The following is a 3,206-nucleotide window of genomic DNA, read 5'->3' as shown; positions in this document are numbered from 1 at the left end:
TTGCTTGTATGTCTAGTGGGGACAGGCACCCCGGCACTTATTTTTTATTGAACAAGAAACAGATTAGAAAAATAAGTGCCGGGAGAGCCAGTCCCCGTGCTCAACGCGTCCTGCAAGGGTTGACCGGATGATGCCCCGAAGGGGCCTCTTTTTCCGTGCAGAGTCGCGGAAAAAGCCTAGTGACTTACTAGGGTTTCAAGAGTAAGCGCCTAACCATCAATCTCGGACTGCCCGCCTGGTATGGTTATAGGCAAAAGCTTCTCAACTCTCAATATTTTTTTTGCATGCGGGGATTAAACACACTGCAGACACCATGGCACTCCGGCATCAAGAGAACACAAGCGTTGCCGTATAGGCATTTGCAGCGATCGTCCTCAGGATCGCTGGGCAGGTATGTGCTGCATAAATCCGCCCAGGAGTCCACCTTTCGAAATCTTTTCTCCCAGATGGCCTCCAACTGCTCAAAGCTGAGGCCGAAGGCATCACCCCGGTGTATAAGTCCATCATAGCTCTTTTCCAGGGATGCCAGAACCAGGCATTGCCAATCGCCGTGATATCCAGGATTGAGATGCTCCTGGTAAGCGCAGTGACCAAACCGGTAATGAAAACAATTGTATCCTGGCAGACTGGTCAGTTCGCCCATCTCAGAACCATTGTGGTCTCAATTTCAGCAGGTGCTGCAGCCGGACTGAATCATAATCGGGCCTGGAGCTTGCTCTGACTCCTTTGCAAGGGGCCACAGCTGCATTCCCCCATCCAGGACATACAACTGCCTGGCACCCATGGAGCGCAACAGCCTGGCCCCCTGGTAAGCTCTGCCTGAACAGCCTGAATACAGAACCAGAGGAACAAACCTGGGTATCTGAAATACCTTTTTCTTAAGTTCCGGCAAGGGTATGTTTTCAGCCCCTGCGATCCTGGAGTCTTTAAATTCTTCAGGGCTTCGAACATCCAGGACAAAAAACTCGGCACCCTGTGCATAAGACTGCTCTAGCTCGTCTGGGTTTATCCCCAGAACGTTGGATTCAAGCTTGTTTTTGACAATACGGGCGCATCTTTTGAGTGGATGCAGGCCGAACTCACATGAAAAGAGCTCCTGATTTAGAAGATCATCCAGGCTGCCCTGTCTGGATATGAGCAGGCTTATCATTTCCACCCAGGCCGGAACATTATTGCCTGCACCCTCCATACCCAGTATACATCTGGATTCAGTGTCTACAATGAGATGCGCTGCATGCCTCTGGTTTGAAAGGGGGCGCTCAGGACCGCTGACAATGCCCCATTCCGGTTTGTAGCCCCTGTCCAGAGCCTGCTGCACGCTCATGCCGGTGATACCGGCATACAGACCGCCAAGGTTCCAGACCCGGGAACCATGTTCCGGAAAGATCAATGCGTGTTTTCCCAGAAGACTTTTTACAGCCTGGGAAGCTGTTTCCACACCATTGTCTAAAGGTGTTGCCCCCGGATAATAATTCTGTGCAGCATAAGGGGCTATCAGGCAGACATTATCCTGAATAAATACAGCCTGGTTGCGAGAGTCCTGTTCAGGGGCATCAATACCCATCAAGGCCAGTCTTTCCAGATCCAGCACAGGTGTGCTGCAGTAAACTGCTGCTTTACGGGGACCATCACCGGCACCGCCTTGAATATTGTGACCGGGATCAGAATCCATGCAAACAATTGCACCCCTGGATATCAAATATTCATCCAGGAAAAATTGTATCTGTCTGGAAAAAAAATTACCAGATCTCAACCATTCTACAGGCTTATTACCGCTGGCCATGGCCTGTACCGCGGACAGGTCGTCTCCAACCACCTGGACAACATCGACCTGATTCCAGTTGGAAACCAGATGCTCCACACAGGAGCTTTGTGGCCACAACAGCCCATCTTCAGGGGCACGCTCAGGGGCCTTGAAGGCCGGTCCGGGAAAGACAAAGGCCTGGTCATAATAAAAATTCATGTTTCCGGAATTGGACAGAAAAGAAACCTCACTGGATTTTTTGTCGAAGCGGACCTTTTTGACCAGCTTTGGCTGGATATGAGGCAGACGGGTCCTTTTTTCAAAATCAGTTTTGATCTTGGCCCTGGTGCGGGGCCATCCGGCGGGAATATCGCCCAGGCCGAGCAACAGCTCCACCACTTCCAGGGGATATTTTTCCTCGCTGTACTCGGCTATCCAAAGCAGGTCCGCTTCCGGCTTTAACTCCTTTATCAACTGGGCCGCCTTGAATGCCAAAGAGCCATAACCCAGTAAAAGCACTCTCTCCATATTCAAACTCCTGTGCAGGTGAGCATGCACCATTTGCGATTCGTATCTGTTCAGCGCTTTGCATGTAGCAAGGGGACTGGATCTCCCAGCACTAATTTTTAGCTGATGTGAAAATCATTACTGAAAAATAAGTGCGGGGGTTGACTGTCCCCTGCTTTCCTTAAACGCGCTGAACAGATACTTCGGTTCAATTGGGTAAATATCGTTACCATTAAAGGGATCCTGGATGGTGCTTACCGGGGTATCCTGCGCCTCCCTGAATGGTTGCCTGAAAACAGATGTTTTCTATCCGTACTGGGCTAAAAGTTCAACCATGATTTCATTACAACTGGACAGTCAAATTTTTTTCACAACGCCTTAGTGGCTTACTCCTGAAACCCTGCCTGTCACGCTTATGGCGTGATTAAACAACGCCTCACGTTCCAGCTTTGCTGGGTTTAACCGGGTCACAAAAAACAAGAAATTGATATCAGTTAATTGTTAATTGTTGAAGAACAAAAGCCTAACGCGGGCTTTGCCCGCAACCCAATAAAGAAAAGAGCTTTTTTGACAGGATTAACAGGATTAAGAGATTGATGAAGAGAAAATCATTTTTGTCCTGGCCGGAAGCCAGCAGTTCCCGGAACAGATTTTGCGTAATGTATTTTTTGTCAAAAATAAGAGAGTTGATTCGTTATTGAGCTTAGTGCATCGTTTTTTTGGCATCAAAAGTATGCAAAAATGCCATTATTTTGATATGTTGAACGTAGCTATCCATTAACCCTCAAATTTGTATAGGGCAACTTATGTATTAAACCTCAAGTGTGTATGGTTAGATTAACAAAATTAAAGAAAAATATCGCTGCTGTTCTATCATGAACTATCATTAATTATTGGAGCTTGTATCTTATATCCATATAGCAATGCCTTATATAGCACTTCCATCGATTCAAAC

At 47.7% G+C, this 3,206-nt stretch carries 2 protein-coding genes; both read right to left on the bottom strand.

The features are described 5' to 3' along the window. Nucleotides 1-268: 268 nt before the first annotated feature. Complete coding sequence (locus QZP87_RS07755) at nucleotides 269-643, bottom strand: hypothetical protein (RefSeq protein ID WP_291322349.1); 375 nt, start codon at nucleotides 641-643, stop codon at nucleotides 269-271. A gap of 24 nt (nucleotides 644-667) precedes the next feature. After that, complete coding sequence (locus QZP87_RS07750; RefSeq protein ID WP_291322348.1) at nucleotides 668-2,272, bottom strand: rhodanese-like domain-containing protein; 1,605 nt, start codon at nucleotides 2,270-2,272, stop codon at nucleotides 668-670. Between the last annotated feature and the right edge of the window lie 934 nt (nucleotides 2,273-3,206).

This window comes from Desulfonatronospira sp. (assembly GCA_003563255.1).
GTDB lineage: Bacteria > Desulfobacterota > Desulfovibrionia > Desulfovibrionales > Desulfonatronovibrionaceae > Desulfonatronospira.
This window is presented reverse-complemented; position numbering and strand designations above follow the sequence as displayed.